Here is a 26,630-nt window from a genome sequence, read left to right on the forward strand (position 1 = left end):
CGCAGGCGGGCCCCGCCCGTGCCTAGCGCCCTGCCGCTGGGCGACCCGGCGCCGCCGGACGGGCTGCTGCCCGCCCAGGCGCTGGAGGGCGCCGCTTCCCGGGCCTTCGGGCTATACGTGCACATCCCGTTCTGCGCCGTGCGCTGCGGCTACTGCGACTTCAACACCTACACCGCCACGGAACTGGGCGGGGGCGCCTCCCAGGACGCTTACGCGGTCACCGCCGTGACTGAGGTGGAGTTCGCCGCGCAAGCCCTGGCGGCGTCCGGGCTGCCGGAACGCCCGCTCAGCACGGTCTTCTTCGGCGGCGGGACACCCACGCTGCTGCCCGCCGAGGACCTGGCCGCTGTCCTCACGGCGGCGATCGGGGCGTGGGGCCTTGCGCCGGGCGCCGAGGTCACCACGGAGGCCAACCCGGACTCCGTCACGCCTGCTTCCCTGCAACTGCTGGCCGACGCCGGTTTCAGCCGCGTGTCGTTCGGCATGCAGTCGGCGGTGCCGCACGTTCTGAAGGTCCTGGACCGCACCCATACCCCCAGCCGTGTGCCGCAGGCGGTCCAGTGGGCGCGGGACGCCGGCCTCGCCGTCAGCCTTGACCTGATCTACGGCACCCCGGGGGAGTCGCTGGCCGACTGGCGCTACTCGCTGGAGACGGCACTGTCCTACGGGCCCGACCACATCAGCGCCTACGCGCTGATCGTCGAGGACGGCACCAAACTCGCGGCCCAGATCCGCCGCGGCGAGGTCCCGGGAATCGACGACGACGACCACGCCGCCAAATACGAACTCGCCGACCAGCTCATCTCGGCCGCCGGGCTGTCCTGGTACGAGGTCAGCAACTGGGCCCGCACACCGGAGCAGGCCTGCCGCCACAACCTCGCGTACTGGCGCGGGGACGACTGGTGGGGGATCGGCCCCGGGGCACACTCCCACGTCGGGGGCGTGCGCTGGTGGAACGTCAAGCACCCCACGGCCTATGCGGGCCGGATGGCCGCCGGACTGTCACCGGCCGCCGGACGGGAAACCCTCGATTCCGAAACCCGCAACGTGGAGCGGGTCATGCTGGAAGCCCGCCTCAGCTCCGGGCTGGAGATACCCAGCCTGGGCGGACTGGGCGACACCGGCAGGCACGCCGTCGCCGGGCTGATCGCCGACGGCTTGATCGAGCCGGCGGCGGCCTTCCACGGCACCCTCGTGCTGACCCTCAAGGGCCGTCTGCTCGCCGACGCCGTGGTCCGGAGGATCCTGCCCGATTAGGGTCCGGAGGATCCTGCCCGACCAACGGAATTGAACCCAAAAGCCGGCCGCCGCCCCGTGGGGCTGCGGCCGGCTTTTCTGGTCCGATCGGGTGCTGGTGCCGGTCGGCTACTTGATCCAGCGGAGGTTGAACTCGTAGCGGTGCGGCTGGCCGCGGTTGACGTGGATGCCGGCCGCGACGGAGAAGCAGGTGACGGCAATCCAGATCACCGTGGCGAGGACGGCGAAGATGTTGCCCACCACCGGGACGAAGACCAGCAGGTTGCAGACCACCGCCGCAATTGTGGGCGGCAGCGTGAAGTTGAGTGCTTCCTTGGACTCCTGTGCCGTGAACGGCCCGCGGTCCTTGAAGATCAGGTAGATCAGCAGCGCGGGAACGCACCCGAGGATGCCGCCGAAGTGCGCGAGGGTGGCCCACTGGCGGTCCTCGTTTGCCGTCAGGGGCAGCGCATTGGCGGGAACGCCATGGTAAGGCGGCTGGCCATGGCCGGCCTGGTCGCCGGGGTGTTCGCGTGCATCTTCTGCCACGGTGTCGTCCTTCGGATTGCTGTGTTGCATTGGTGCCTGGAAATGCCAGGGCTGCGCCGGGAGCGAAGCCGCCTTACCAAGAATACTTGCTTGGGGGCGGAATCGAGGATCAGCCCGCTGTCGCGGGCGGCCGGACGGGAAAGCCAGGACGGGAAAATCCGGACAGGAAAGTCAGGGCACCGTAAGGAAGTCGATCACTTCCTCCACCCTTCCCAGCAGGGACGGTTCCAAATCGGCGTAGCTGCGCACCGCGCCGAGGAGCTTCTGCCAGCCCAGGCCGATGTCCTCCTTGGTGCTGTGCGGCCAGCCGAACGCCATGAGGATGCCGGTCTTCCAGTCCACGCCGCGGGGGATCACGGGCCACGCTTCGATCCCGAGCACTGCCGGCCGGATCGCCTGCCAGACGTCCACATACGGGTGGCCCACAATCAGCACGTTGCCTGCCGCGCCGGGGGAGGCCATCACGGCGTCGGCGATCCGGGATTCCTTCGAATCGGGAACCAGGTGGTCCACCAGGACACCGAGCCGGCGGCCGGGGCCGGGCCGGAAGGCGGCCACAGCGCCGGCGAGGTCGTCAATGCCGTGCAGCGGCTCGACCACGATGCCCTCCACCCGGAGGTCGTCGCCCCAGACTTTCTCGACGAGTTCGGCGTCGTGCTTGCCTTCCACCCAGATCCGGCTCGCTTTCGCCACCTGGGCGCGCTGCCCGGCGACCCGGACGGAGCCGGAAGCGGTGCGGGTGCCGGCCGGGGCCGCGGCCCGCGGTGCCGGCGGCATCAGCCGGATCGGCTGTCCTTCGAGCAGGAAGCCGAAGCCGAGCCGGAACGACCGGGACTTGCCGCGGCGGTCCTCCAGGGCAACGACGTGCATTCCGCCGGACTTCTCGACCCGGGTCACGGCCCCCACCCAGCCGGACTGCACTTCCTCCAGCACCATGCCGCGTTCCACCGGCACCTCCGGCAGTTGGGTCTTGGCGGGGGCGGACAGGTCCTGGGGGCCCCAGTTCTGGTACGACATTGGTTCCACACTGCTTTGCGCTTGGTCTGTGACGGCGGGCTGTGCCCGAAAACACCAGCCCCAGGAAGAACGCCCGGAGCGAATCCAATGCTAACAATGCGGCGACTCATATTAGACTGGTTAGCACTTAGGCATGTCGAGTGCTAACCACAGCGGTGCGTCCGGTGACCGGCGGCACCGGACACCGGACCGTCGATTGGAGGTGGAACGTGAGCGAACCACGCAAACTCGAAGTGCTGCGCGCCATCGTGGAGGACTATGTCCATTCACGGGAACCCGTCGGCTCCAAAGCCCTCGTCGAGCGGCACCACCTGGGCGTGTCCAGTGCCACGATCCGCAATGACATGGCCGCCCTGGAGGACGAGGGGCTGATCACGGCGCCGCACACCAGCGCCGGGCGCATCCCCACGGACAAGGGTTACCGGCTCTTCGTCGACCAGATCTCGGCGGTCAAGCCCCTCTCGCCGGCGGAACGCCGCGCCATCCAGGCGCTGCTGGAGGGCTCCGAGGACCTCGACGACGTCCTGGACCGGACCGTCCGGCTGCTCGCGCAGCTGACCAACCAGGTCGCCGTCGTGCAGTACCCGCACCTCAGCAGGGCCAAGGTGCGGCACATCGAATTCGTCCTGCTGGCGCCCCGCAAGGTGCTCGCAGTGCTGATCGCTGACACCGGCAAAGTGGAACAGCGGGTCATCGACGTCGGGCAGGACCTCCCCGACGACGCCCTCGCCGACCTGCGGTCACGGTTCCTCGGTTCCCTCTCCGGCACCCCGCTGAACCTCCTGCCGCAGTCGCTGCAGGCCGTGGTGGCCAGTTGCCCGCCCGCACGGCGCAGCGTCGCCCAGGCGCTGGCCCGCGGCCTGGAGGCCCTGGCCGTGAGCAGCCGCGAGGAGCGCATGGTCATGGCCGGCACGGCCAACCTGGCCCGCTCCAACGTGGATTTTCCGCTGAGCATCGGCCCGGTGCTGGAGGCCCTGGAGGAGCAGGTGGTCATGCTCCGCCTGCTGAGCGACATGGCCGCGGACCCGCGCGGTGTCACGGTCAGCATCGGCCGGGAGAACCCCTACGACGGACTCGCGGAGGCCTCGGTGGTGGCAACCGGCTACGGGCCGGACGCGACCGCCAAGGTCGGCGTGCTCGGCCCCACCCGGATGGACTATCCCACCACCATGGCCGCCGTCAGGGCGGTGGCCCGCTACCTGTCACGGATCCTCGGACCCTGACGGACCACACCCGGCCCGCCCGGGTAGCAACCAGGCTTCTTGCCCTTACCGCTTGCCCCCAACCGGCAGTACAACCAGGAAGAGATACACACTTTGAGCAGCCATTACGACGTTCTTGGAGTCTCCCGCGAAGCTACGGGTGAAGAGATCAAGAAGGCTTACCGCAAGCTGGCGCGGACCCTCCACCCGGACGTGAACCCCGGGGACGATGCCTCGGAGCGGTTCAAGGCCGTGACGCATGCGTACGAGGTGCTGTCCGATCCGCAGAAGCGCCGGGTCTATGACACCACCGGCAACGAGAACGGCACCGAGAACGGGTTCGGCGGCGGAAGCTACTCCGGCCAGGGCTTCGCGTTCCAGGACATCTTTGAGACCTTCTTCGGCGCCGGCGGCGGCCAGGCCGGTCCGGCCTCCCGCGTCCGCCGCGGCCAGGACGCCCTGATCAGCGTCCGGATCGACCTCCGCGACGCCGTGTTCGGCGTCAACAAGAAAATCGAAGTCGACACGGCTGTCACCTGCCCCACCTGCGAGGGCTCATGCTGCCGCGAAGGCAGCCACCCCGAGCGCTGCGACATCTGCGGCGGCAGCGGCCAGGTCCAGCGCGCCGTCCGCTCCATCCTCGGCCAGGTCATGACCACGGCGCCCTGCGGTTCCTGCGAGGGCTTCGGCACCGTCATCAAGGACCCCTGCAACGAATGCGCCGGCCAGGGCCGGATCCGCAGCCGGCGTTCCTTGACGGTCAAGGTTCCCGCCGGTGTTGCCACCGGCACCCGCATCCAGCTCTCCGGCCAGGGCGAGGCCGGTCCCGCCGGCGGACCTGCCGGCGACCTGTACGTGGAGATCCGCGTCAACAACGACGCCACCTACGTGCGCGACGGCGACGACCTGCACGCCAGCCTCAACATCCCCATGACGGCTGCCGCCCTGGGCACCGAGCTCACGCTGGACACCTTCGACGGCCAGCAGGAGATCGACGTCAAGGCCGGCACGCAGTCCGGTGAGGTCATCACCCTCCGCGGGCTCGGCGTCACCCACCTGCGTGGCTACGGCCGGGGGGACCTCAAGGTCCACCTGCAGGTGGATACCCCCGCCAAGCTCGACGCCGCCCAGGAAGACCTGCTGCGCCAGCTCGCCAAGTTGCGCGGCGAGCAGTTCACCGAGGGAAAGCTCGCGGCGAGCGGCGGCGTCTTCGCGAAACTCCGGGACCGCCTCGGTAACCTGTAGCGGTGAGCAACCCCGTTTTCTTCACGGCCCCCGGCACCCTGGACGGGCTGGCCCCCGGTTCCGAGTTCATCCTGGACGGGGCCGAGGCCCGGCATGCCGTCACGGTCAAACGGCTCACCGTAGGTGAATCCGTGGACATCGCCGACGGCGCCGGGAAACGCCTCACCGGTGCCGTCGCCGCCGTCGGCCCGAACCAGCTGACGGTGACGTGCGCGGAACTCTCCGACGAGCCCCGGCCCCTGGTCCGGCTGGTCCTGGTGCAGGCCCTCGCGAAGGGGGACCGGGACGAACTCGCGGCGGAGACCGCCACCGAACTCGGGATCGACGCCGTGGTGCCGTGGCAGGCGGAACGTTCCATCGTCCGGTGGAAGGCAGAGCGGGCGGCGAAAGCCCACGCCAAGTGGCAGTCGATCGTCACGGCGGCGGCCAAACAGGCACGCCGTGCTTGGATCCCTGAGGTCCGTTCCGCCGTCGACACCGCCGGGCTGCAGGCGGCCGTGGCCGCCGCAGACCTCGCCGTGATCCTCCACGAGGACGCGGTGCGCCCGCTGCGCCAGGTGCTGGAGGCCTGGCAGGCGTCGGGATCCGCTGCCGACGGGCACGGCGTTGAGCGCGAAATACTGCTGATTGTGGGACCGGAAGGCGGCATCAGCCCGCGGGAAGTCACCCGGCTCTGCGATGCCGGCGCTGTCACGGCCCTGCTGGGACACCACGTCCTGCGCTCGTCCACGGCAGGCCCCGCCGCCACGGTCCTCGCCAGCGACATCCTGGGCCGCTGGTAGCACCTAGCGTGCCAGCGCCACCCCAGACGGAGAGTGCCTACTTGACCGTGAAGCCCCGCGTGTCGACGTTCAGGTCCTCTGCCGGGTTTGCTTCTTCGAGCTGCGACACCCGGACCTCGTAGTTCCCGGGCCCGAGGTTGACCGAGAGGCTGAAGGCTCCCGCCTCGCCGGTCCCGGCCGACGCCGTGACCGTTCCGTTCAGGTACGAGGTGGTGATGCTGCCGTCGATACGCAGGATCTCCCAGCGGAGCTCTCCGCCGGGGTCGGTGCTGCGGCCCGAGATCTTGACGGCGCCGTCGTCCACCGAGGTCCCCTCCTGCGGATCGATGATCCAGACCGGGGCCACCATTCCGGCGCTCCGCGCGGTCGGCGCGCCGAGCCGGACATGGTTGAAGGCGACGTAATCGGTGTGGCCGTCCACCAGGACCACCACCTGGATCTGCTGCCCGGCATCGATCAGCCCGGCGCTGGCGGCGGCCGCCGTCGCGGTGTAGACCAGCTGCTGGACGGCGCGCTCGGCCATGGCGGGATCGACGTTGCTGTTGAAGGCATCGGCGGACATGTCCACCGTAATGACGTTCTTGCCGGAGATGGACGTCGCCAGTTTCTTCGGGTTCTGCCACGGCGTGAAGAAGTCCGGGTCCAGCGGCTTCTGCGACATCATGACCCGCAGGGCCCGTGTCACCGGGTTGTCCTGCTCGGGGACGTCGCGGAACTCGCGGTACAGGAAGGTGTCCTCATTGCTCCGGCCGATCCAATAGACCGGGGCCTTGTTGGATGCCTGGGTGGTCTCCAGCGGCGCACTGGTGGCCGACGCCTGTGCGGGCATCACCTGCGAGGGCGTGTTGGCGTTGGTGACGCCGGGCTGGGGGGTTGCCACGCACCCGGACAGGGCCAGCGCCGCGGGCAGCATCAAAAGCAGCAACCGCGGACGTACCCGCCTGCCTGCTGCTGCCTGCCCGTTTCCGCGTTTCCTGATCGCCGCTGCCCTTGTCTGCTTGGTGTCTACTGCCGGTGGTCTTGCGCCCGGCGCCCTGCCTGGTGCCTGGGATCGTGGGGCCGCCCGCCGGAACTGCCAGGGGTGGCCGATTTCCAGCATGGCACACGCCTTCGGCGCGGAACCGGGGTTTCGGCCGCACGGCCGGAACTGCAACGGTAACGATATGAGGCCGATACGAAGTTGATACCTAAAACCGGGAACGGTGCGTGCCCGCGGGCCGACAGGCCCTGCGCCCGGCGGCATGCAGAGCCGGGTGCTGGCGTAAGATAAGAGGACCCGCTGGGACCCGGAACCGGTGTCAGGGGGCAGACCATTTCCAACTGGAGGGGACCAGAGGCCCGCGGGCCATCACCATGACTGAAGCAGCGAACGGCAAGGCCCGGATCAGCGCCGGAGAGCGCTCCGCAGGGGAATTCCCCCACTCCCTCCCAGGGCTGCGGACGGAGGTAGTCCTGTTCGACAGTTCCGATCAGATGGTCCAGTCCCTCGGCAGCCATGACGAAGCCCTGCGCTTCATTGAGTCCCAGTACCCGGCCGTCGACTTCCATGTCCGCGGCAACGAACTCGCCATCAGTGGGCCCGCCGCCGATGTGCCGCGCATCATGCGCCTGCTCACCGAGGTCCGCGGCCTCGTGGCCCGGGGTACGGTCATCACGCCCGCCGTCCTGCAGCAGCTCGTCTCGATGCTCCGCACCCAGTCGCTGCAGAACCCGGTGGAGGTGCTCACCCACAACATCCTCTCGAGCCGGGGAAAGACCATCCGGCCCAAGACGCTGAACCAGAAGAACTACGTGGACGCGATCGACGCCAACACGGTGATCTTCGGCATCGGCCCGGCCGGTACCGGCAAGACATACCTGGCGATGGCCAAGGCAGTGCAGGCGCTGCAGCAGAAGGAAGTCACCCGCATCATCCTGACGCGGCCCGCCGTCGAGGCGGGGGAGCGGCTCGGGTTCCTGCCGGGCACCCTCAGCGACAAGATCGACCCCTACCTGCGGCCGCTCTACGACGCCCTGCACGAAATGATGGACCCGGAATCCATCCCGCGGCTGATCGCCGCCGGCACCATCGAAGTGGCCCCGCTGGCCTACATGCGCGGCCGCACGCTCAACGACGCCTTCATCATCCTGGACGAAGCGCAGAACACCACGCCGGAACAGATGAAGATGTTCCTGACCCGCCTGGGCTTCGGCTCCAAGATGGTGGTGACCGGCGACGTCACGCAGGTGGACCTGCCCTTCGGAACGCGCTCCGGGCTGCGGATCGTCGAGGAGATCCTGCAGGACATCGAGGACGTCAACTTCACCGTCCTTGACGCGTCCGACGTCGTCCGCCACCGCCTGGTGGGCGACATCGTCAACGCCTACAGCGTCTGGGACGAGGTCCAACGGAACAGGGTCAAGCATTCGGTGGCGCGCGACAAGCGGGGAGAACAGGCATGAGCATCGAGGTCAACAACGAATCCGGCGTGGCCGTCGACGAGGCCCAGCTGGTACAGCTGTCCCGGTTCATCTTCGAGCGCCTCTTCATCCACCCGCAGGCCGAGCTGTCCATCCTGCTCGTGGACGAACCGGCCATGGAGAAACTGCACATCGAGCTGATGGACGAGCCGGGTTCCACCGACGTGCTGTCCGTGCCCATGGATGAGCTGACCCCCGGCACGCCGGACAAGCCCACGCCCCAGGGCATGCTCGGCGACATCGCCATCTGCCCGCAGGTGGCGGAGGTCCAGGCGCAGAACGCGGGCCATTCCACCCAGGACGAGATGCTGCTGCTGACCACCCACGGCATCCTGCACCTCCTCGGATTCGACCACGCCGAGCCGGAGGAGAAGGAGGAGATGTTCGGGCTCCAGCGCGAGCTGCTCTCCGCCTTCACCGGCAAAGAGGCCCCGTCAGAGACGATTCAGTGACGCCACTGATCCTCGCCGGCATGGCGCTGGTGTTCCTGGGTTTTGCCGCATTCCTCACCGCGGCTGAATCCGCTTTCAATTACCTTTCCCGGCACGACGCCGAGGCCGCGATCCTGCAGAGCCGCGGCACCGCGCTGAAGCGCATCATGGCGCAGCCCGTGGCGCACATGCGCGCACTCCGGTTCTGGCGCATCTGGTTCGACATGGCCTCCGCGGTGGCCGTGACCGTGCTGCTGAACAGCCTGCTGGACAACGTCTGGCTCTCCGGGCTGATCGCCACGGGTGTGATGGCGCTGCTGGGCTTCGTGATCGTCGGCGTCTCGCCGCGGCAGTTCGGCCGGGTTCACTCGGCCGGCCTGGTCCGCTTCAGTGCGCCGCTGATCCGCTGGCTGTGCTGGGTGCTGGGCCCGATTCCGGGCTGGCTGGTCACCCTGGGCAGCGCTGTGGCCCCCGGCGCCCCCGCGGACAACGAAGCCTTCTTCAGCGAGGAAGAGTTCCGCGAACTGGTGGACCGCGCCACGGAATCCGACGTGATCGAGGACAACGAGGCCGAGCTGATCCAGTCCGTGTTCGACTTCGGCGACACCCTGGTGCGCTCGGTCATGGTGCCGCGCACCGACATCCTCAGCATCGACTCCGGCTCCAGCCTGCACCGGGCGATGTCGCTGTTCCTGCGCTCCGGGTACTCGCGGATTCCGGTGATCGGCGAGAACACGGACCAGGTCCTGGGCATCGTGTACCTCAAGGATGTGGCCGCGGTCATCCACAACCTGGCCCCCGGCGAGGAGCCTCCGCTAGTGGACGAACTGGCCCGCGAGGTCCGGTATGTCCCGGACTCCAAGCCGGTCAGCGACCTGCTGCGCGAACTGCAGAAAGAATCGACACACGTCGCGATCGTGATCGACGAATACGGCGGCACGGCCGGGCTGGTCACCCTCGAGGACCTCATCGAGGAACTTGTCGGCGAGATCGTCGACGAATATGACACCGAAAGCGCCGAGGCCGTGGCGCTGGGTGACGGCAGCTACCGGGTCAGCGCGCGGATGAGCATTGATGACCTGGGCGAGCTCTTCGACCTGGAGCTCGACGACGACGAAGTGGACACCGTGGGCGGCCTGCTCGCCAAGGCGCTGGGACGGGTGCCGATCGTCGGCAGCACCGTCGAGGTCCACGGGCTGACCCTCCGGGCCGACCGGCTGGAGGGCCGGCGGAACCGCGTCAGCCACATCATTGCGGCTGCCGCACCAAAAGAAGAAACTGACCTTGAAGACCTTCTCGACGAGGCCGCACCAATCCAGCAGGGAGTCTCACGTGAGCAAGCAGAATAATTCCGACGGCCAGAACAAGTCCGGCGGCGGCGCGGCCCAGGACGGCTACCGCGCCGGCTTCGCGGTGCTGGTGGGCCGGCCCAACGCGGGCAAGTCCACCCTCACCAACGCCCTGGTGGGGCAAAAGGTCGCCATCACCTCGGCGAAGCCGCAGACCACGCGGCACACCATCCGCGGCATCGTCCACCGGGAGGACGCGCAGCTGATCCTCGTGGACACGCCGGGCCTGCACCGCCCGCGGACCCTGCTGGGGAAGCGGCTCAACGAACTGGTGGCGGACACCCTCGCCGAGGTGGACGCGATCGGTTTCTGCCTGCCGGCCAACGAGAAGATCGGCCCGGGGGACAAGTTCATCGCCGCCCAGCTCGCTGCCCTCGGCAACAAGCCGGTCATCGCGATCGTCACCAAAGCCGACACCGTGGACCGCCAGGCACTCACCGAGCAGCTGCTGGCCGTCGCAGCCCTGGGCCGCGAGGTCCTCGGTGAGGACGGCTGGAAGGACATCGTCCCGGTCTCCGCCACGGACGGGTTCCAGGTCGACACCGTGGCCGACGTGCTGATCAGCCACATGCCGGCGTCGCCGCCGCTGTATCCGGACGGCCACTTGACCGACGAGCCGGAAGCCGTGATGATCGCCGAACTCATCCGCGAGGCGGCCCTCGAAGGCGTCCGCGACGAACTGCCGCACTCCCTGGCCGTCGTCGTCGAGGAGATCGTTCCGCGGGAGGACCGTCCCGAGGACCGTCCGTTCCTGGATGTCCGGGTCAACCTGTACGTCGAGCGCCCGTCGCAGAAGGCCATCATCATCGGTAAGGGCGGCGCCAGGCTCCGCGAGGTGGGCACCACGGCGCGCAAGGCGATCGAGGCGCTGCTGGGTGCCCGCATCTACCTGGACCTGCACGTGAAGGTCGCCAAGGACTGGCAGCGCGACCCGAAGCAGCTCGTCAAGCTCGGTTTCTGACCGGAAATCCGGACGGGGCGGCGGCGCGCGCCGCCCCTGTGGAGCCCGCCATCGGGGAATTCCCAGATTTCGGCCCTAAAATAGACGAACCCCGTTTGTGAAAGAAGGCTCACCTGTGTCCCGACCCCGTGAAGACCGTGGAGGCGGAACCGGATCCCCGGTTCGGCCAGGTTCTGCTGCCCGGCACACGGACGATCCCGACGTCGGGCCCGCGCGGCACCTCGGCCTGACCCGCGGCATGCCCGGCTGGCTCAAGATGGGGACCGCCGTCGTCTCCATCCTGCTAGTCGGCGTCCTCGCGTTCGGCGCCTACTGGGTGTTCCGGCTGCAGGGCAACATCAGCAAGGCGGCCCTGAGCGCCGGGAGCGACAAAACAGAGGGTGCCCTGGACAATTCGCGGGACCGGATGCAGATCCTGATCCTCGGCTCCGACACGCGTGACGGCAAAAACTCGAAGTACGGGACCTCTGACGACGCCACGGGCTACGGCCACTCCGACGTCATGATGCTGATGGACATCTCCGCGGACAACAAGCGTGTCAACGTGGTGAGCTTCCCCCGCGACCTCCTGGTGGACACCCCGAAGTGCGTCGACCAGGAAACCAAGAAGGAATTCCCGGCACAGTCCAACGTGATGATCAACGCCGCCATGTCGGAGGCCGGCATCGGCTGCGCCGTGGACACGGTCAATAAGCTCACGGGCCTGGAGATCGACCACTTTATGATGGCCGACTTCAACGCCGTCAAGGAACTGTCCAACACCGTGGGCGGCGTGGAAGTCTGCATCAGCGACGCCGTCTACGACCCGGATTCCAGGCTGCGCCTGCCCAAGGGAACCTCCTCGGTCCAGGGCGAGCAGGCACTGGCGTTCCTGCGCACCCGGCACGCCTTCGCCGACGGCGGCGACCTCGGCCGGATCAAGGCCCAGCAGGGGTTCCTGTCCGCCCTGGCCCGGAAGATCAAGGCCGACGGAACGCTCTCCAACCCCGGCAAGATGCTGGAGATCGCCGACGTCGTCACCAAAAACCTGACCATCGACGAGGGTCTGGCATCCATCCCCACCCTGGTGACGGTGGGCAACCGGCTCAAGGACATCGACGTCGGCAAGATCGCCTTCGTGGCGGTCCCGACGGTCCCGGCGGACACTGACCCCAACCGCCTGCAGGTCGCCGAGCCTGCCGCCTCCCAGCTGTTCGAGGCGATGCGCAAGGACATTGACCTCACCGATCCCACGGCGCCGCCCAGCCCCTCGGAGTCCCCGGACGCCAGCCCCACCGCCGAGCCGACACCCACCGAGACTGCGCCGGCCTATGACAAGGCGCTGCAGCCCGTCACGGTGGCGAACGGCTCGGGCGTTCCCGCCCGGACGCAGGAAATCATGGCCCTCCTCACCACCGGCGGCTTCACCCAGCTCGGCCAGCTGGCCGCCCAGCCCGTCGCCGCCACCGCGGTGTACTACGGTGCGGGCTACGAGGCCGTGGCCGCCGACGTCGCCGCGCTGCTGGGCATCCCGGCGACGCAGGTGCTTCCGGCCGCTGGCGTGGCAGGCGTCCAGGTCTACCTGGGCACCGACCTTGTGGGCGGCACGCCTGGCGCGGAAGCCCCCGTGCAGCTGCCGTCCGACATTGTCAACCAGACCGCCGGGGACGTGGTGTGCCAGCAGGCCAACCCGGCGCTGATCACCCGGTAGCTCGACCGGCCAGACCGTTCCGGCATCGGCGAAGGGCCGGCCCCGGGGGAGTTCCCCCAGGGCCGGCCCTTCCGTTTAAGCTGCCTGATTCTTGCCGCTTGTGCCTGGTACCTGCCGCCTGCGGCCGGCTACCAGATGCTGACCCGCTCGGCCGGCGGCATCCACATGCCATCCTGCTCCGCCGTGCCGAACGCGTCATGGAACGCGTCGAGGTTCATGGCGATCTGGTTGGTGCGGAACTCGTTCGGCGAGTGCGGGTCCGTGGCGAGCCGGCGGATGGCCTCCTCGCTGCGGATGACCTGCCGCCAGCCGGCCGCCCAGGACGCGAAGAACCGCTGCACGCCGGTCAGGCCGTCCAGGACCGGCGGCTCCTGCCCGTCAAGGCTGATCAGGTAGGCCTTGTACGCGATGGTGAGGCCGCCAAGGTCACCGATGTTCTCGCCCAGCGTCAGCTTTCCGTTGACGTTGTGCCCCGGCGCCGCGGCGGGGGAGAGCGCGTCGAACTGGGACACCAGCTTGGACGTCAGCGCCTCGAACGCGGCGCGGTCGTCCTCGGTCCACCAGTTGCGGAGCAACCCGCTGCCGTCGTACTGGGACCCCTGGTCGTCGAAGCCGTGGCCGATCTCGTGGCCGATCACCGCGCCGATCCCGCCGTAGTTCACGGCGTCGTCGGCGTCTGCGGTGAAGAAGGGCGGCTGCAGGATGGCGGCGGGGAACACGATCTCGTTGAGCAGGGGGTGGTAGTAGGCGTTCACCGTCTGCGGCGTCATCAGCCACTTGTCCCGGTCCACCGGCTTGCCCACCTCATCGAGGTGCCGGTCGACGTCGGCGCTGTGGGCGCGCTCCACGTTGCCCAGCAGGTCGGACGGGTCGATCTCCACCGCGGAGTAGTCGATCCACTTGTCCGGGTAGCCGATCTTGGCCCGGAACGAGTCGAGCTTCTTGAGCGCCTCATGCCGGGTGTCCTCGCCCATCCAGGCCAGGCCGGTGATGGATTCCCGGTAGGCCTCGATCAGGTTTCCGACCAGCAACTCCATGCGGGCCTTGTGGGTCTCGGGGAAGTGCCTGGCCACGTAGATCTGGCCGACGGCCTCGCCCAGGGCGGCCTCAACGACGGCGACGCCGCGCTTCCACCGGTCCTTGTTGCGCGGGGTCCCGCTGAGCTTGGTGCCGTAGAACGCGAAGCTCGCGTCGACGAACGCCGCGGACAGGTACGGGGCGGCCGCGCTGATGACGCGCATTGCCAGCCACTCCTGCCAGGCGGACAGCGGCCGGGACTCCAGGAGCGACGCCGCGCCGGCGAAGAAGTCCGGCGTGCTGACCACCAGTTCGGCGCGCTTCTCCGGCGCGATCCCGGCGGCATCGAACCAGGTCGCCAGGAGCGGGAAAAGCTGCGCCGCCTCGTCCGCGGACTTCAGGTTGTACGTCTTCTGCGGGTCGCGCAGGGTGACCTTGTCCCAGTGGTGCGAGGCCAGCGCGGTCTCCAGTTCCACCACCCGGTTGGCCGCCTCCTGGGGATTGGCGACGCCGGCCAGTCCGAACATCGCCTGCACGTGCTCCCGGTAGGCCTGGACCATTGGTTCGAACTTGGCCTCGCGGTAATAGGACTCATCGGGCAGGCCCAGGCCGCCCTGGCCGGTGTACAGCAGCACGCGGTCCGGGTTCCCGGCGTCGGGCGCGGGATAGATGTAGAAGAGCCCGCCGACGTCGGCGCGGAACAGCCGCCCGGCCAGCGCCACGAGGGCTTCGGGGGACTCTGTGGCGAACACCTCCGTGAGCCGCTCCCGGATCGGGTCCAGCCCTTTGGCTTCCACCGCGGCCTCGTCCATGAAGCTGTTGAAGAGGTCCCCGATCTTCTGCTCGATGCCGGTGGACTCCGCGCCGCGGGCAGCCGCATCCTCGATGATCTCCTTGACCGCGAGCTCCGAGCCGTCCCGCAGTGCCGTGAAGGTCCCCTCCAGGGGCCGGTCGTCCGGGATTTCGGTGCTGTTGAGCCAGGTGCCGTTGACATGCCGGTACAGGTCATCCTGCGGCCGCACACTGGAGTCGATGTTGGACAGGGCGATACCCGAAATTGGCACGGATGCTCCTTTGAGAAGCAGCCCGGCCGCCGCTGAGTCAGTGACTGCCGGTCTGCATGGTGGACGTTACGGAGGTATGGCTCCTTCATCTTACGCACCCGTGTTACTGTGAAAAGGTGCGCGCAGAACTGCTTCTTCTTAGCTGCCGCGGCGAGGCTTCAGACGCGATCTAGCGCAAGGCCCACCCTCGCTGCGGAGTTTGTGTTGCCCGGCCACCCTTTCACCAGGAATCACAGAAAAGGCCCCGATTGTAATGCGAAACGCACAGAAGCCCTCAGGAATGCCCGTCCACCGCTACGTCCCGTTCCAGGACCTCATCACGGTTGAGCTGCCGGACCGCACCTGGCCGGACAAGGTCATCACCAAGGCCCCGCGCTGGTGCGCCGTGGACCTGCGAGACGGCAACCAGGCCCTGATCGACCCCATGAGCCCCGCCCGCAAGCTGAAAATGTTCCAGCTGCTGGTCCGGATGGGCTACAAGGAGATCGAGGTCGGGTTCCCCTCCGCCTCGCAGACCGACTTCGACTTCGTCCGGCAGCTGATCGAGGGCAACCACATCCCCGATGACGTCACCATCCAGGTCCTCACCCAGGCCCGCGAGCACCTGATCGAGCGGACCTACGAGTCCCTGGTCGGCGCCAAGCAGGCGATCGTGCACCTCTACAACTCGACGTCGGTCCTGCAGCGCCGCGTGGTGTTCAACCAGGACGAGGACGGCATCCTGGACATCGCCCTGCAAGGCGCCCGGCTGTGCAAGAAGTACGAGGAAACCCTCCAGGACACCCACATCACCTACGAGTACTCGCCGGAATCCTTCACCGGGACCGAGCTGGAGTACGCCGTCCGCGTGTGCAACGCCATCGCCGACGTGTTCGAGGCCTCCGCCGACAGCCAGGTCATCATCAACCTGCCGGCCACCGTGGAGATGGCCACCCCGAACGTTTACGCGGACTCCATCGAGTGGATGAGCCGGAACCTGCACCCGCGGGAGGGCATCATCCTGTCCCTGCACCCGCACAACGACCGCGGCACCGGCGTCGCGGCCGCGGAGCTGGGCTACCTCGCCGGCGCGGACCGGATCGAGGGCTGCCTGTTCGGCAACGGCGAGCGGACCGGCAACGTGGACCTGGTGACCCTGGGCCTGAACATGTTCGTCCAGGGCATCGACCCGATGATCGACTTCTCCGACATCGATGAAGTCCGCCGCACCGTGGAATACTGCAACCAGCTGCCGGTGGCCGAGCGCACGCCATACGGCGGGGACCTCGTTTTCACCGCCTTCTCCGGCTCGCACCAGGACGCCATCAAAAAGGGCCTGGAAGCGCTGCAGAAGGATGCAGACGCAGCCGGCAAGGACGTCGCGGACTACCCCTGGCAGGTCCCGTACCTGCCGGTCGACCCGAAGGACCTCGGCCGCAGCTACGAGGCGGTCATCCGGGTGAACTCCCAGTCGGGCAAGGGCGGTGTGGCGTACCTGCTGAAGAACGAGCACAACCTGGACCTGCCGCGCCGCGCCCAGATCGAGTTTTCCGGCGTGATCCAGAAGCAGACCGACACGGTGGGCGGCGAAGTCAGCGGCGCGCAGCTGTGGCAGGTCTTCCAGGATGAGTACCTGCCCTCCGGCGCGGCGGACCGGCAGTGGGGCCGTTACGCCCTCGGCCCGTTCAGCACCGAAACGGACGAGGACGGGTCCATGACCCTGCACGCCACGCTCAAGATCGACGGCACCCCGGTCCAGCGCACCGGCACCGGGAATGGTCCCATCGCGGCGTTGCTGAGCATCCTGCGGGAAGACGGCGTGGACGTCCGGGTCCTGGACTACAGCGAGCACGCCCTGTCCGAAGGCGGCAGCGCCCTCGCCGCCGCCTACGTTGAATGTGCCGTCGGGGAACGCGTGCTGTGGGGCGTCGGGATCGACGCCAACACCTCCACGTCCTCGCTGAAGGCCGTCATCTCGGCCGTGAACCGCGCCATCCGGGACGCCCGCGCCTAAGCCGTCAGCTGCTGCGCCGCCGGAACCTCCGGCGGCGCGGCCCTGCCGGACGGTGGCACGCTGAACTGCGGCGTTTCCCGAAAAGCGGAGTTTCCTGACATGCAGTGCGAAGATTAACCGTGGCCCAACCCTCTTCCTTTGCCTCCCGCGCGTACCGTGACGACGGCGTCGTGCTCCGTACGCACAAGCTCGGCGAGGCGGACCGCATCATCACCATCCTCACCAAGCACCACGGCCAGGTCCGCGCGGTGGCCAAAGGTGTCCGGCGGACCTCCAGCCGTTTCGGCGCCCGGCTGGAACCCTTTATGGTGGTGGACCTGCAGCTGATCTCCGGCCGCACCCTGGACATCGTGACGCAGGCCGTCGCCAAAGGCGCCTACGGCGGTGCCATCGCCGCGGACTACGGCCGCTACACCGTGGCCGCCGCCATGACGGAGACGGCGGAAAAGCTGACCGACGTCGACGGCGAGGCCGGCACCGCTCAGTACAACCTCCTGGTCGGGGCGCTGGCCGCACTGAGCCGCGGCGACCACACCCCCGAACTCATCCTCGACTCCTACCTGCTGCGCGCACTGGCCACCGGCGGCTGGGCGCCGAGCTTCACCGACTGCGCCCGCTGCGGGGCGCCCGGGCCGCACACAGCGTTCGCGGCGCCGCTCGGCGGCATGGTGTGCGCCGACTGCCGCCCGCCGGGTTCACCCGCCCCCGCCGCCGAAACCGTGCTGCTGCTCGGCGCGCTGCTGACCGGCGACTGGGCGACGGCGGACGCATCCGTTCCCGTGCACCGCCGCGAGGCGGCGGGCCTGGTGGCCAGCTACCTGCAGTGGCATCTGGAACGTGTCCTTAAATCCCTCAAACATGTGGAGCGAACGTAACTGTGGCGTTGGGAAAGTCTGTGTCCTTGGGTAAGAAGAGTCCGGTCCGGCAGCGGAGCACCCCCGTGGTGAGCCCCTACCCGCATCCCTCCGGCGCCGTGCCCCCGGCCATCCCCGCGGAGTTCATCCCGCGGCACGTCGCCATCGTGATGGACGGCAACGGCCGCTGGGCCAACCAGCGCGGCCTGCCCCGGATCGAGGGCCACAAAGCGGGGGAGCCAGCGCTGCTGGACGTGGTGGCCGGTGCGATCGAGCTCGGCATCGAGCACCTGAGCGTCTATGCGTTCTCCACCGAGAACTGGCGCCGCTCACCCGAGGAGGTCCGCTTCCTGATGGGATTTAACAAGGATGTGCTGCGACGGCAGCGCAACCAGCTCGACGAGTGGGGCGTCCGGATCCGCTGGTCCGGCCGGCGGCCGCGGCTGTGGGGCTCGGTGATCCGCGAGCTGGAGGAGGCCGAAGACTTCACCCGCGGCAACACCACCTGCACGTTGAACATGTGTGTTAATTACGGCGGGCGTGCGGAAATCGCCGACGCCGTCTCCGCCATCGCGGAAGAGGTCGCCGCCGGGCGGCTCAAGCCGGGCTCCATCACCGAGAAGACCATCCAGAAGTTTCTGGACGAGCCAGACCTCCCGGACGTGGACCTGTTCCTGCGCAGCTCGGGGGAGCAGCGTCTCTCCAACTTCATGCTGTGGCAGTCCGCCTACGCCGAGTTCGTCTTCCTCGACACGCTGTGGCCGGACGTGGACCGGCGCACCCTGTGGGACGCCGTCGAAATCTACGCCCAGCGTGACCGCCGCTACGGCGGCGCCGTCGACGCCGCCGGCCCGCAGAACCCCGCCTGACTCATGCCCTGACCCATGGCGTGAACCGCCGGACTGATCCGCCGGGGACGGGTCGTGTCAGCCGGCCGGGCCGGTCATCCGGGATACAGGCTCAGCCAGAGCAGCAGATCCGCGTAGGCTTCCTGCCGCACCGCGCGGCGCGAGAGGAAGACGTCGTGGATAGCCCCCGGGTAGCGGAAGACGGCGGTCCGGCGGCCCAGCCCGAGTGCCCGGCGCGCTGTTTCCTCGACGTCGATCACCGCGTCGAGGTCCATCAGCCCCTCGGACCATTCGGCCTGGATCCGGGTGCGTCCGGACAGCAGCACCAGCACCGGGGACGTGATCTCGAGCTTCCGCTGCACGGCAGCGTGGCCGGCCAGGACCGCCTTGGTCCATCCCGGGCGGATCGGGAACGACGCCCGGGGCCGCCATTGCGGGTCCAGATCCCACTCGCCGTGGGCTGTGCCGCTGACGCTGTCCCAGTAGCCGGGCATGCTGGGCAGCAGCAACGGCCGCCTGGGGTCGGTGCGGGCCAGCGGTTCCACCAGCTGCATCGCAATGTTCCGGATCAGGCTGCTGCCCTGCAGTTCCAGCCAGGGCGCGTTGAGTACGAGGGTGCCAAGGGCGCCCGGGTTCCGGTCGGCCCACAACGCGGCCACCAAGCCACCGAACGAATGCGCAAGCAGGTGCACCGTCGGCTCTTCCCGGATGCCCGTGCGGCCGGCGACGTCCGCCTTGAGGGCGGCGAGTGCGGCGGCGAGGTCCTCGTCGTAGACGGCCAGGTCGGTCGTATAGCCCGTTGTCTGCCAGCTCCGCAGGCTGCGCCCGAACTTCCGCAGGTCCAGGGCATAGAAGTGGAACCCTCCGGCCACGAGCTGTTCGGCCAGTTCGGCCTGCAGGAAGTAGTCGGCCCAGCCGTGCAGGTAGAGGACGGCTTTCGGCCGGGGGCTCCGGCCGGGACCGGCCGGATGTTCCGGGAGTTGTGTGTCTGCGCCGGCATCCGGGAAGCCGTCCTCCGCGACGCCCGCGCCGGCGTGCCGGACCAGGGTAGCGACGACGGGTCCCTCATCGTCCGGAGCCAATGCCAGCTCCAGGGACTCAAACCGGCTGCCAAGTACGTCGGGCCGCCACGTGGGGGCCGCAGGTACCGTCACTTCTGCCCGCCGTCGTCCGTGGCGTAGGCCCGGATCCAGCGGGCGAGCCGCGCATAAGCGTCGGCCCGGACCCGCGGGGCGGAGAGGAAGACGTCATGCAAGGCGCCGTCGATGCGCTCCAGGGTCACGGTGCGGCCCAGGCTAAGCGCGCGCAGGGCGATCGTGTTAACATCCAGGACCGCGTCCGTGCGGCGCATCGACTCCTTCCAGAACATTCCGTTGGCACTGGCGCCGGAAATCAGCACCAGAATGGGCACGTCGATATCCAGCCCCCGTTCCACCCGGGACTGGCCGGCCAGGACGGCGCTGAGCCAGCCGGCCCGCACCGGGAACGCCCGCGGCGGCCGGTAGTTGTCATCCAGGACCCACTCGCCTTCCGCGGCGCTGCTGATGCTGCGCCAGTAGAAGGACCGCTCGGGCAGCCGGATCACGGATTCGGGTCGGAACCGCGCCAGCGGCTCCACCATGGCCCGCGCCGCGCGACGGACGGCGGGGCTGCCGTGCATCTCCAGCCAGGGGCTGTCGAGGACCAGCTCGGCGGCGCGGCCCGGGTGCCGGCTCGCCCAGAGCGCGGCGATGAGTCCGCCGGTGGAATGCCCCATCAGGGTCACCGGCGGGGGAGCGGCCCCCTTGGGCACCAGGGACTCGATGATGCCGATCGCGGCCGTGATCTCGGCGTCGTAGTCGGCCAGGTCCGCGACGTAGCCGCCGTGGGCTCCGGGCCTCAGGCTCCGGCCGTGGTTGTGCATGTCCAGGGCGAAGAAAACGAAACCCTGGCCGGTCCAGAACTCCGCGAGCTCCTCGTTGAAGAAGTAGTCGCTCCAGCCGTGCAGGAACAGCACCGCACGCCGGGGTGCGCTGCCGGCGCCCGAGGCGGGTATGTGCCGGACCAAGGTGGCGGTGCGTTCGACCCCGTCCGGGCCGGTTGTCTGGAAAGGGCACGCCGCGAAGTCCTCACCCAGGATGTCAGTCTGCCAGTCCATCTGATTCTTCCTCTCTGCCGGCTAGAGGGCGGAGGCCACGGCGCGGCCCGCCGCGCGCCCGGAGAACAGGCACCCGCCCAGGAACGTGCCCTCCAAAGCGCGGTACCCATGGATGCCGCCGCCGCCAAACCCGGCCGCCTCGCCGGCGGCGTAGAGCCCGGCCACCGGGAAACCGGCGCTGTCCAGGACCCGCGAGTGCAGATCGGTCTGGATCCCGCCGAGGCTCTTGCGGGTCAGGACCGAGAGTCGCACCGCCAGCAGCGGCCCGTGTCGGGGGTCGAGCATCCTGTGCGGCGGCGCCACCCGCATGATCTTGTCCGTGGTGAAGCGCCGGGCGGCCCGGATCGCCGCGAGCTGCGGATCCTTGCCAAACCCGCTGGCGAACTGCCTGTCCCTGGACCGGACCAGCCGGTCCAGCTCCGCGGCGTCGATGAGCGGAGCACCCGTGAGGGAGTTCATCTTCGCGGCGAGCCCCCGGGGGTTGTCTGCCTGCAGGAAGTCGACACCCCGGTCCAGGAAGCGCTGCAGCGGGCTGTCCCCGGCCGGTTTGAGGCGCTTGGCGAGCAAGCGGAGGTCCTTGCCGGTGAGGTCCGGGTTCTGTTCAGAGCCGGAAAGCGCAAATTCCTTCATTGCGATCGTCTTGTTCAGGACGAACCAGGAATGCGTGTGCCCGGTGCCGAGGATGTGCCGAAGCGCACCGAGTGAGTCGAACCCCGGGAACAGCGGGGCCGGGAGCATCCTGCCGGTGGCGTCGAGCCAGAGCGCGCTGGGGCCGGGGAGGATCCTGATCCCGTGCTGCGGCCAGACCGGGGCGTGGTTGTGGATGCCTTCGGGGTAGTGCCACATCCGGTCGCCATTGATCAGCCGGCCGCCGGCCCGGTCCACCGCGGCCAGGAAGTCGCCGTCCACCGACGCCGGGACACCGCTCAGCATGGACCCAGGGGCGCCGCCGCCGGGCCATTGCCGCCGGACCGCGTCGTGGTTTCCGCCGATGCCGCCGCTGGTGACGACCACAGCCCCGGCGGAGGCCTCGAAGGCGGCGGCGGCAACGCGGGAGGAATGTTCGCCCCGGGCGGCGGTGCTGGGTGCCAGGACCTCGCCGCTGACGCCGCTGAGCCGGCCCGCCGTCATTGTCAGTTCGCTGGCGCGGTGCCGGAAGTGGAAAGACACCCGTCCGGCGGCAACGCCTTCACGGAGCTTCGCGAGGAATGGTGCGACCAGCGCCGGGCCGGTGCCCCAAGCGACGTGGAAGCGGGGCACGGTGTTGCCGTGGCCGTCGGGGCCGTAGCCCCCGCGCTCGGCCCACTGCACCAGCGGGAACAGTCGCACCCCCAGCGCGGCGAGCCAGGCGCGCTTCTCCCCGGCCGCGAAGTCCACATAGGCTGCTGCCCACTGCCGGGCCAGGGCGTCCTCGGGCCGGTCGAAGGCGGCGGAGGAGAGCCAGTCCGCAAGGGCAAGTTCCACACTGTCGCGGACGCCAAGCCGGCGCTGCTCCGGGGTGTTGACCAGGAAAAGGCCACCGAAGGACCAATGCGCCTGGCCGCCCGCCGACGCCTCGGGTTCCTGGTCCAGGACCGCCACCCGCCTGCCCGCCGCATACGCCTCGGCCGCGGCCACCAACCCGGCGAGACCGGCACCGACCACCACGACGTCGGCCTCGATCCGTGCCCCCTGGGCCGCCGGGCCGCTGCTGCGGACTGCATCATCGCTGGTCATGGCTTCATGCTAGCGCCCGGAGGAACGCTGGTTTGGTCTGGACCGCCGGAACCGGAAAACTAGAGCCATGCGCGTATATCCCACCTTCTTCCGGCTGGCCTTCTCATGGATGGACGCCGAGCGCGCCCATAAAATCGGCTTCAAGGCCATCAGGGCCGTCCACACCTGCGGCGCCGGGCGGCTGCTGCAGAAATTCACCGCACCGGCGGCGGCACTGCAGACACAGGCTTTCGGACTCACGTTCCCGTCCCCCTTCGGCCTTGCGGCCGGCTTCGACAAGGAAGGCCTCGGCATCGAGGCCCTGGCCGAGCTGGGCTTCGGCCACGTGGAGGTGGGCACCATCACCGGCCAGGCACAGCCCGGCAACCCCGCCCCGCGGCTGTTCCGCCTCATCGCGGACCGCGCCGTGATCAACCGCATGGGGTTCAACAACGACGGCGCAGCCGCCGTGGCGCCCCGCCTGAAGTCCGCCCGGGCCGCCCTGCAGCGCCGCCACCCGGGGGTGCGGCCCGTCATCGGCGTCAACATCGGCAAGAGCAAGGTGGTGGAACTCGAGGACGCGGTGGCGGACTACCTGGTGAGCGCCCGGAGCCTGGCCCCCGCCGCCGACTACCTGGTGGTCAACGTCAGCTCCCCGAACACCCCCGGCCTGCGGCTGCTGCAGGACGTGGAGACCCTCCGCCCGCTGCTCACCGCAGTGGGGGAGGCCGCGGACACGGCTGCCGGCCGGCACGTGCCGCTGCTGGTGAAGATTGCCCCGGACCTCAGCAACGAGGACATTGACGACGTCGCCCGCCTCGCGCTGGACCTGAAACTCGACGGCATCATCGCCACCAACACCACCATCGCCCGCTCCGGGCTGTCCTCCAGCCCGGAGCAGGTGGAGGCCTGCGGCGCGGGCGGGCTCTCCGGGGCACCGCTGAAGCAGCGTTCGCTGGAGGTACTGGCCCGCCTGAAGGAGGCGACCGGGGGGAAGCTGGCCCTCGTCTCGGTGGGCGGCGTCGAAACCGCCCAGGATGTGCAGCAGCGGCTCGACGCCGGCGCCACCCTGGTGCAGGGATACACGGCCTTCCTCTACGAAGGGCCGTGCTGGGCCGCACGGATCAACAGGCTGCTCGCCAAGCACCCGTCCCGGCGCTGAGCCGCCGGGCAGCACCTGCCCGCAGCGAGAGCCACACAAGAAAGCCCCCGGAAGTCCAGTGGACTGCCGGGGGCTTTCTTATACGAGTCGGGGGATCAGGCGGGGTACTCGCCGCGCTTGACGAGCGGCTTGGGAAGGCGCAGGCGGCGGAACTGCAGCGAACGCAAGGAGCCGTACCAGACGGTGCCGCGCTCCACCTCGCCGAACTTCTCCGTCAGCCGCTTCCGGAGCTTGCGGGAAAGAATAAACACGTCGACGAAGACGGCCAGGAACATCACCCAGAAGCCGCCCAGGACGTAAACCATTTGCTCGCTGGACGCCGGAACCACCAAGGAGACCACCACAAAGATGAGGGCGCCGAACATCAGATACTCGCCGAGGCTGAAACGGGCGTCCACGTAGTCACGGGCGAAGCGCTTCTGGGGACCCTTGTCCCGCAGCGGGAGGAACTTCTCGTCGCCGGTGTCCAGAGCCTGCCGCATCTTGGTCCGCTGCTCCTGGACGGCTGCACGCTCTGCGGCCTTGGAGGCCTTGCGGTCTTCCGGCACCAGCGGCCGCTTGCGGGCCGCCACCTGGGCGCTGCGCTTGGGCGTGGGAACGCCCTTGCCGACGGCGGCGTCCCGGGCTGATGCCGCGGCTGCCTGCTGGTCAATTATGTCCTGCGCCGTTGGCGCTTCCTTTTTACGTCCAAACACCCCTACAGAATACCCCGGGGCCGGGCACGCGAGACCCCGGCCACACGGTGCAGCCCACCCGATGCAGGACCACCCCCTGCGCGGTTTGAGGTGATCCGCGACACGGGTAGTGTTCTGGCCATGACACCATCACCCGCGGGGAACCCGCAGACCGCTGCCGCCCGGACTGGAGACGTCGACACCGAGGCGCTCCGCCAGGCCGTCACCGAAGAGTTCGACACAACGATCGCCCAGCTGAAGGAGCTCGTCGCCATCCCGGGCATCGCCTGGCCCAGCTTCGACCCTGCCCCGCTCAATGCCAGCGCCGACGCCGTGGCCCGGCTGGTGGAGGCCAGCGGGTTCGGCGACGTGCAGATCCTGCGCTGCGACAAGGAGGACGGAACACCCGGCGGCCCCGCCGTGGTGGCGCGCCGCCCCGCCGCGGCCGGCAAGCCGACCATCCTGCTCTACGCCCACCATGACGTCCAGCCCACCGGCGACCTGGCGCTCTGGGAGACCGAGCCGTTCACCGCCGTCGAACGCGACGGACGCCTCTACGGCCGCGGCGCCGCCGACGACAAGGCCGGGATCCTGGCCCACATCGCCGCGTACTCCGCGGTGGCCCGCGTCCTGGGCGACGATCTTGGCCTGGGCGTCACGTTCTTCTTCGAAGGCGAGGAGGAAGCGGGCTCCCCGACGTTCCGCACGTTCCTGGAAACCCACCGCGAGCTGCTGCGCGCCGACGTGATCGTCGTGGCCGACTCCAGCAACTGGAAGGTGGGCATCCCGGCGCTCACCACCAGCCTCCGCGGCCTGGTGGACGGCACCATCGAGGTCAAGGTCCTCGACCACGCCGTTCACTCCGGCATGTTCGGCGGCCCCGTTCTGGACGCGCCTACCCTGCTGGCCCGGCTGATCGCCACCCTCCACGACGACGACGGCAACGTCGCCATTGACGGGCTCGTCAGCCGCGACGACGCCACCGTTGACCTCTCCGAGGAGGAATACCGCGCCGACGCCTCCGTGCTCGACGGCGTCCGGCTCGCCGGAACCGGCACCATCGCCTCCCGGATGTGGACCAAGCCGGCCCTGTCCATCATTGGATTCGACGCCCCTGCCGTCGACGTTGCCTCCAACACCCTCCTGCCGCGGGCCCGGGCCAAGTTCAGCCTGCGGCTGGCGCCCGGCCAGGATCCGGCAGCCGCCATGGACGCCGTCCGCCGGCACGTCGAAGCCAACGCACCGTTCGGCGCCCACGTGGTGTTCACCCCGGGGGAGAGCGGCAACCCCTTCCTCACGGACACCTCCTCCCAGGCCGCAGGCATCGCGATGTGGGCCCTCGGCGAAGCATGGGGCGTTCCGGCGGTGGAAACCGGGATCGGCGGTTCCATTCCCTTCATTGCGGACCTGACCGAGCTGTACCCGGACGTGCAGATCCTGGTTACCGGCGTTGAGGACCCCGATTCGCGGGCACACAGCGCCAACGAATCCCTCCACCTCGACGACTTCCGCAACGCCATTGTGGCCGAAGCCCTCATGCTGGCCCGGCTCAACGCGGAAGGCCTCGCCTGAGCGGTGCGGCAGGCCCAGCCCTCCCGGCTTCCCGGGGAACATTCAGCAGGCCGGGAGGGTTACGTCAGGAGTTAGAGCTACACGGCTGATCGACGTAGCATGTAGCTATAGCCCGTACCGTACAAGTAGGGGCGGGTGCCGCCACGGCGGTGCCGCCACCACCGTCGTTAGAAGGTAGGCCATGAGCACTACAACCAATGAAAACAGCACCGACACCACCGCCACGGCCGGCGGCGAACTGCCCACGCACGAGGTCCAGCTGACCGACGTCGCGGCCGGCAAGGTCCGCAGCCTGCTCGAGCAGGAGGGCCGCACCGATCTGCGCCTCCGCGTGGCCGTGCAGCCCGGCGGTTGCTCCGGCCTCATCTACCAGCTCTATTTCGACGAGCGGCTCCTCGACGGGGACGCTGTCCGCGACTACGACGGCGTCGAAGTTGTGGTCGACAAGATGAGCGTCCCGTACCTCAGCGGTGCCAGCATCGACTTCGAAGACACCATCTCCAAGCAGGGCTTCACCATCGACAATCCCAACGCCGGCGGCTCCTGCGCATGCGGTGATTCCTTCCACTAAGGCCGGGCAATCTGCCCGGCCTTAGTGCCGCAGGAACCATAACGAGCGGACCCGGCAAAAAGGTCCCGACGCACGGCGCGGACATGTGGGCGAAAACTCGCGGGGAGCGGTAAGCTCTACA

The 26,630-nt window shown here is 68.9% G+C and carries 23 protein-coding genes; 15 read left to right on the forward strand and 8 right to left on the reverse strand.

The window, feature by feature from the left end; translation table 11 throughout:
- Nucleotides 1–18 precede the first annotated feature (18 nt).
- Entirely contained in the window at nucleotides 19–1,257 is a 1,239-nt protein-coding gene (hemW, locus tag AR539_RS13465; protein ID WP_066437774.1) for a radical SAM family heme chaperone HemW, read from the forward strand.
- Nucleotides 1,258–1,365: 108 nt separating this feature from the next.
- Here the strand turns inward: hemW and AR539_RS13470 are convergent, their stop codons facing one another.
- Nucleotides 1,366–1,785 (reverse strand): DUF4870 domain-containing protein, encoded by a 420-nt coding sequence (locus tag AR539_RS13470; protein ID WP_066439985.1) that lies wholly within the window; start codon nucleotides 1,783–1,785, stop codon nucleotides 1,366–1,368.
- A 171-nt stretch (nucleotides 1,786–1,956) separates the two neighbouring features.
- Nucleotides 1,957–2,802: a DUF3097 domain-containing protein gene (locus AR539_RS13475; protein WP_066437777.1), complete on the reverse strand. Its 846-nt coding sequence runs from the start codon at nucleotides 2,800–2,802 to the stop codon at nucleotides 1,957–1,959.
- A gap of 209 nt (nucleotides 2,803–3,011) precedes the next feature.
- Here AR539_RS13475 and hrcA point away from each other — a divergent pair, with 209 nt between their 5' ends.
- The 3 genes from hrcA to AR539_RS13490 all read left to right on the forward strand — a co-directional run bounded on the left by hrcA (nucleotide 3,012) and on the right by AR539_RS13490 (nucleotide 6,031).
- Nucleotides 3,012–4,025 (forward strand): heat-inducible transcriptional repressor HrcA, encoded by a 1,014-nt coding sequence (gene hrcA / locus AR539_RS13480; protein ID WP_066439986.1) that lies wholly within the window; start codon nucleotides 3,012–3,014, stop codon nucleotides 4,023–4,025.
- Between the two features lie 93 nt (nucleotides 4,026–4,118).
- A complete protein-coding gene (gene dnaJ / locus AR539_RS13485) occupies nucleotides 4,119–5,249 on the forward strand; it encodes a molecular chaperone DnaJ (protein WP_066437780.1) in 1,131 nt (376 codons plus the stop codon).
- Nucleotides 5,250–5,251: 2 nt separating this feature from the next.
- On the forward strand, nucleotides 5,252–6,031 hold the full coding sequence (locus tag AR539_RS13490; protein WP_066437781.1) for a 16S rRNA (uracil(1498)-N(3))-methyltransferase: 780 nt from the start codon (nucleotides 5,252–5,254) through the stop codon (nucleotides 6,029–6,031).
- 37 nt (nucleotides 6,032–6,068) lie between these two features.
- Here the strand turns inward: AR539_RS13490 and AR539_RS13495 are convergent, their stop codons facing one another.
- Complete coding sequence (locus tag AR539_RS13495) at nucleotides 6,069–6,944, reverse strand: GerMN domain-containing protein (RefSeq protein ID WP_066437783.1); 876 nt, start codon at nucleotides 6,942–6,944, stop codon at nucleotides 6,069–6,071.
- A gap of 440 nt (nucleotides 6,945–7,384) precedes the next feature.
- Between AR539_RS13495 and AR539_RS13500 the strand changes: the two genes are divergently transcribed.
- The 5 genes from AR539_RS13500 (at nucleotide 7,385) to AR539_RS13520 (ending at nucleotide 12,922) form a co-directional block, all read left to right on the forward strand.
- The gene (locus AR539_RS13500) at nucleotides 7,385–8,473 is read left to right on the forward strand and encodes a PhoH family protein (RefSeq protein WP_066437787.1); all 1,089 of its coding nucleotides are present in this window, start codon (nucleotides 7,385–7,387) and stop codon (nucleotides 8,471–8,473) included.
- Nucleotides 8,470–8,943 (forward strand): rRNA maturation RNase YbeY, encoded by a 474-nt coding sequence (ybeY, locus tag AR539_RS13505; RefSeq protein ID WP_066437790.1) that lies wholly within the window; start codon nucleotides 8,470–8,472, stop codon nucleotides 8,941–8,943. Before AR539_RS13500 ends, ybeY begins: the two co-directional genes overlap by 4 nt.
- Nucleotides 8,940–10,271, forward strand: coding sequence for a hemolysin family protein (locus AR539_RS13510; RefSeq protein ID WP_066437793.1), 1,332 nt, complete (start codon nucleotides 8,940–8,942; stop codon nucleotides 10,269–10,271). The genes ybeY and AR539_RS13510 overlap by 4 nt, the downstream gene beginning before the upstream one ends.
- Entirely contained in the window at nucleotides 10,255–11,232 is a 978-nt protein-coding gene (gene era / locus AR539_RS13515) for a GTPase Era (RefSeq protein ID WP_066437794.1), read from the forward strand. Before AR539_RS13510 ends, era begins: the two co-directional genes overlap by 17 nt.
- Nucleotides 11,233–11,347: 115 nt before the next feature.
- Nucleotides 11,348–12,922 carry an LCP family protein gene (locus AR539_RS13520; RefSeq protein ID WP_066437797.1) on the forward strand — a complete coding sequence of 525 codons (1,575 nt, stop codon included), beginning with the start codon at nucleotides 11,348–11,350 and terminating at the stop codon, nucleotides 12,920–12,922.
- Between the two features lie 128 nt (nucleotides 12,923–13,050).
- Here AR539_RS13520 and AR539_RS13525 read toward each other — a convergent pair whose 3' ends face one another.
- Nucleotides 13,051–15,003, reverse strand: coding sequence for a M13 family metallopeptidase (locus AR539_RS13525; RefSeq protein WP_066437800.1), 1,953 nt, complete (start codon nucleotides 15,001–15,003; stop codon nucleotides 13,051–13,053).
- A 253-nt stretch (nucleotides 15,004–15,256) separates the two neighbouring features.
- Here AR539_RS13525 and leuA point away from each other — a divergent pair, with 253 nt between their 5' ends.
- The 3 genes from leuA (at nucleotide 15,257) to AR539_RS13540 (ending at nucleotide 18,719) form a co-directional block, all read left to right on the forward strand.
- On the forward strand, nucleotides 15,257–16,996 hold the full coding sequence (gene leuA, locus AR539_RS13530; protein WP_066437803.1) for a 2-isopropylmalate synthase: 1,740 nt from the start codon (nucleotides 15,257–15,259) through the stop codon (nucleotides 16,994–16,996).
- 119 nt (nucleotides 16,997–17,115) lie between these two features.
- Entirely contained in the window at nucleotides 17,116–17,871 is a 756-nt protein-coding gene (gene recO / locus AR539_RS13535; protein WP_066437805.1) for a DNA repair protein RecO, read from the forward strand.
- Between the two features lie 20 nt (nucleotides 17,872–17,891).
- A complete protein-coding gene (locus AR539_RS13540) occupies nucleotides 17,892–18,719 on the forward strand; it encodes an isoprenyl transferase (protein ID WP_066439987.1) in 828 nt (275 codons plus the stop codon).
- Between the two features lie 74 nt (nucleotides 18,720–18,793).
- Here AR539_RS13540 and AR539_RS13545 read toward each other — a convergent pair whose 3' ends face one another.
- Genes AR539_RS13545 through AR539_RS13555 form a run of 3 tightly spaced genes read right to left on the reverse strand, consistent with a single transcriptional unit; the run spans nucleotide 18,794 to nucleotide 22,551 of the window.
- Nucleotides 18,794–19,852: an alpha/beta hydrolase gene (locus AR539_RS13545; protein ID WP_066437810.1), complete on the reverse strand. Its 1,059-nt coding sequence runs from the start codon at nucleotides 19,850–19,852 to the stop codon at nucleotides 18,794–18,796.
- Nucleotides 19,849–20,835, reverse strand: coding sequence for an alpha/beta hydrolase (locus AR539_RS13550; protein ID WP_066437814.1), 987 nt, complete (start codon nucleotides 20,833–20,835; stop codon nucleotides 19,849–19,851). The genes AR539_RS13545 and AR539_RS13550 overlap by 4 nt, the downstream gene beginning before the upstream one ends.
- A gap of 21 nt (nucleotides 20,836–20,856) precedes the next feature.
- Complete coding sequence (locus AR539_RS13555; protein ID WP_066437817.1) at nucleotides 20,857–22,551, reverse strand: FAD-binding dehydrogenase; 1,695 nt, start codon at nucleotides 22,549–22,551, stop codon at nucleotides 20,857–20,859.
- Nucleotides 22,552–22,618: 67 nt separating this feature from the next.
- Between AR539_RS13555 and AR539_RS13560 the strand changes: the two genes are divergently transcribed.
- On the forward strand, nucleotides 22,619–23,692 hold the full coding sequence (locus AR539_RS13560; protein ID WP_066437819.1) for a quinone-dependent dihydroorotate dehydrogenase: 1,074 nt from the start codon (nucleotides 22,619–22,621) through the stop codon (nucleotides 23,690–23,692).
- A gap of 95 nt (nucleotides 23,693–23,787) precedes the next feature.
- Here AR539_RS13560 and AR539_RS13565 read toward each other — a convergent pair whose 3' ends face one another.
- Nucleotides 23,788–24,387 carry a DUF3043 domain-containing protein gene (locus AR539_RS13565; RefSeq protein ID WP_066437823.1) on the reverse strand — a complete coding sequence of 200 codons (600 nt, stop codon included), beginning with the start codon at nucleotides 24,385–24,387 and terminating at the stop codon, nucleotides 23,788–23,790.
- A gap of 120 nt (nucleotides 24,388–24,507) precedes the next feature.
- Here AR539_RS13565 and AR539_RS13570 point away from each other — a divergent pair, with 120 nt between their 5' ends.
- The gene (locus AR539_RS13570; RefSeq protein WP_066437826.1) at nucleotides 24,508–25,938 is read left to right on the forward strand and encodes a dipeptidase; all 1,431 of its coding nucleotides are present in this window, start codon (nucleotides 24,508–24,510) and stop codon (nucleotides 25,936–25,938) included.
- Between the two features lie 181 nt (nucleotides 25,939–26,119).
- A complete protein-coding gene (locus AR539_RS13575; RefSeq protein WP_066437830.1) occupies nucleotides 26,120–26,509 on the forward strand; it encodes a HesB/IscA family protein in 390 nt (129 codons plus the stop codon).
- Nucleotides 26,510–26,630: the final 121 nt, after the last annotated feature.

This window comes from Arthrobacter sp. EPSL27, from assembly GCF_001512305.1.
GTDB lineage: Bacteria > Actinomycetota > Actinomycetes > Actinomycetales > Micrococcaceae > Arthrobacter.

Bases quoted from the DNA above. Each gene is read 5' to 3' on its own strand.
- AR539_RS13475 (WP_066437777.1), bottom strand. From the start codon at position 2,802: ATGTCGTACCAGAACTGGGGCCCCCAGGACCTGTCCGCCCCCGCCAAG.
- AR539_RS13495 (WP_066437783.1), bottom strand. From the start codon at position 6,944: ATGCTGCCCGCGGCGCTGGCCCTGTCCGGGTGCGTGGCAACCCCCCAG.
- AR539_RS13500 (WP_066437787.1), top strand. From the start codon at position 7,385: ATGACTGAAGCAGCGAACGGCAAGGCCCGGATCAGCGCCGGAGAGCGC.
- ybeY (WP_066437790.1), top strand. From the start codon at position 8,470: ATGAGCATCGAGGTCAACAACGAATCCGGCGTGGCCGTCGACGAGGCC.
- leuA (WP_066437803.1), top strand. From the start codon at position 15,257: ATGCGAAACGCACAGAAGCCCTCAGGAATGCCCGTCCACCGCTACGTC.
- AR539_RS13550 (WP_066437814.1), bottom strand. From the start codon at position 20,835: ATGGACTGGCAGACTGACATCCTGGGTGAGGACTTCGCGGCGTGCCCT.
- AR539_RS13555 (WP_066437817.1), bottom strand. From the start codon at position 22,551: ATGACCAGCGATGATGCAGTCCGCAGCAGCGGCCCGGCGGCCCAGGGG.
- AR539_RS13560 (WP_066437819.1), top strand. From the start codon at position 22,619: ATGCGCGTATATCCCACCTTCTTCCGGCTGGCCTTCTCATGGATGGAC.
- AR539_RS13570 (WP_066437826.1), top strand. From the start codon at position 24,508: ATGACACCATCACCCGCGGGGAACCCGCAGACCGCTGCCGCCCGGACT.
- AR539_RS13575 (WP_066437830.1), top strand. From the start codon at position 26,120: ATGAGCACTACAACCAATGAAAACAGCACCGACACCACCGCCACGGCC.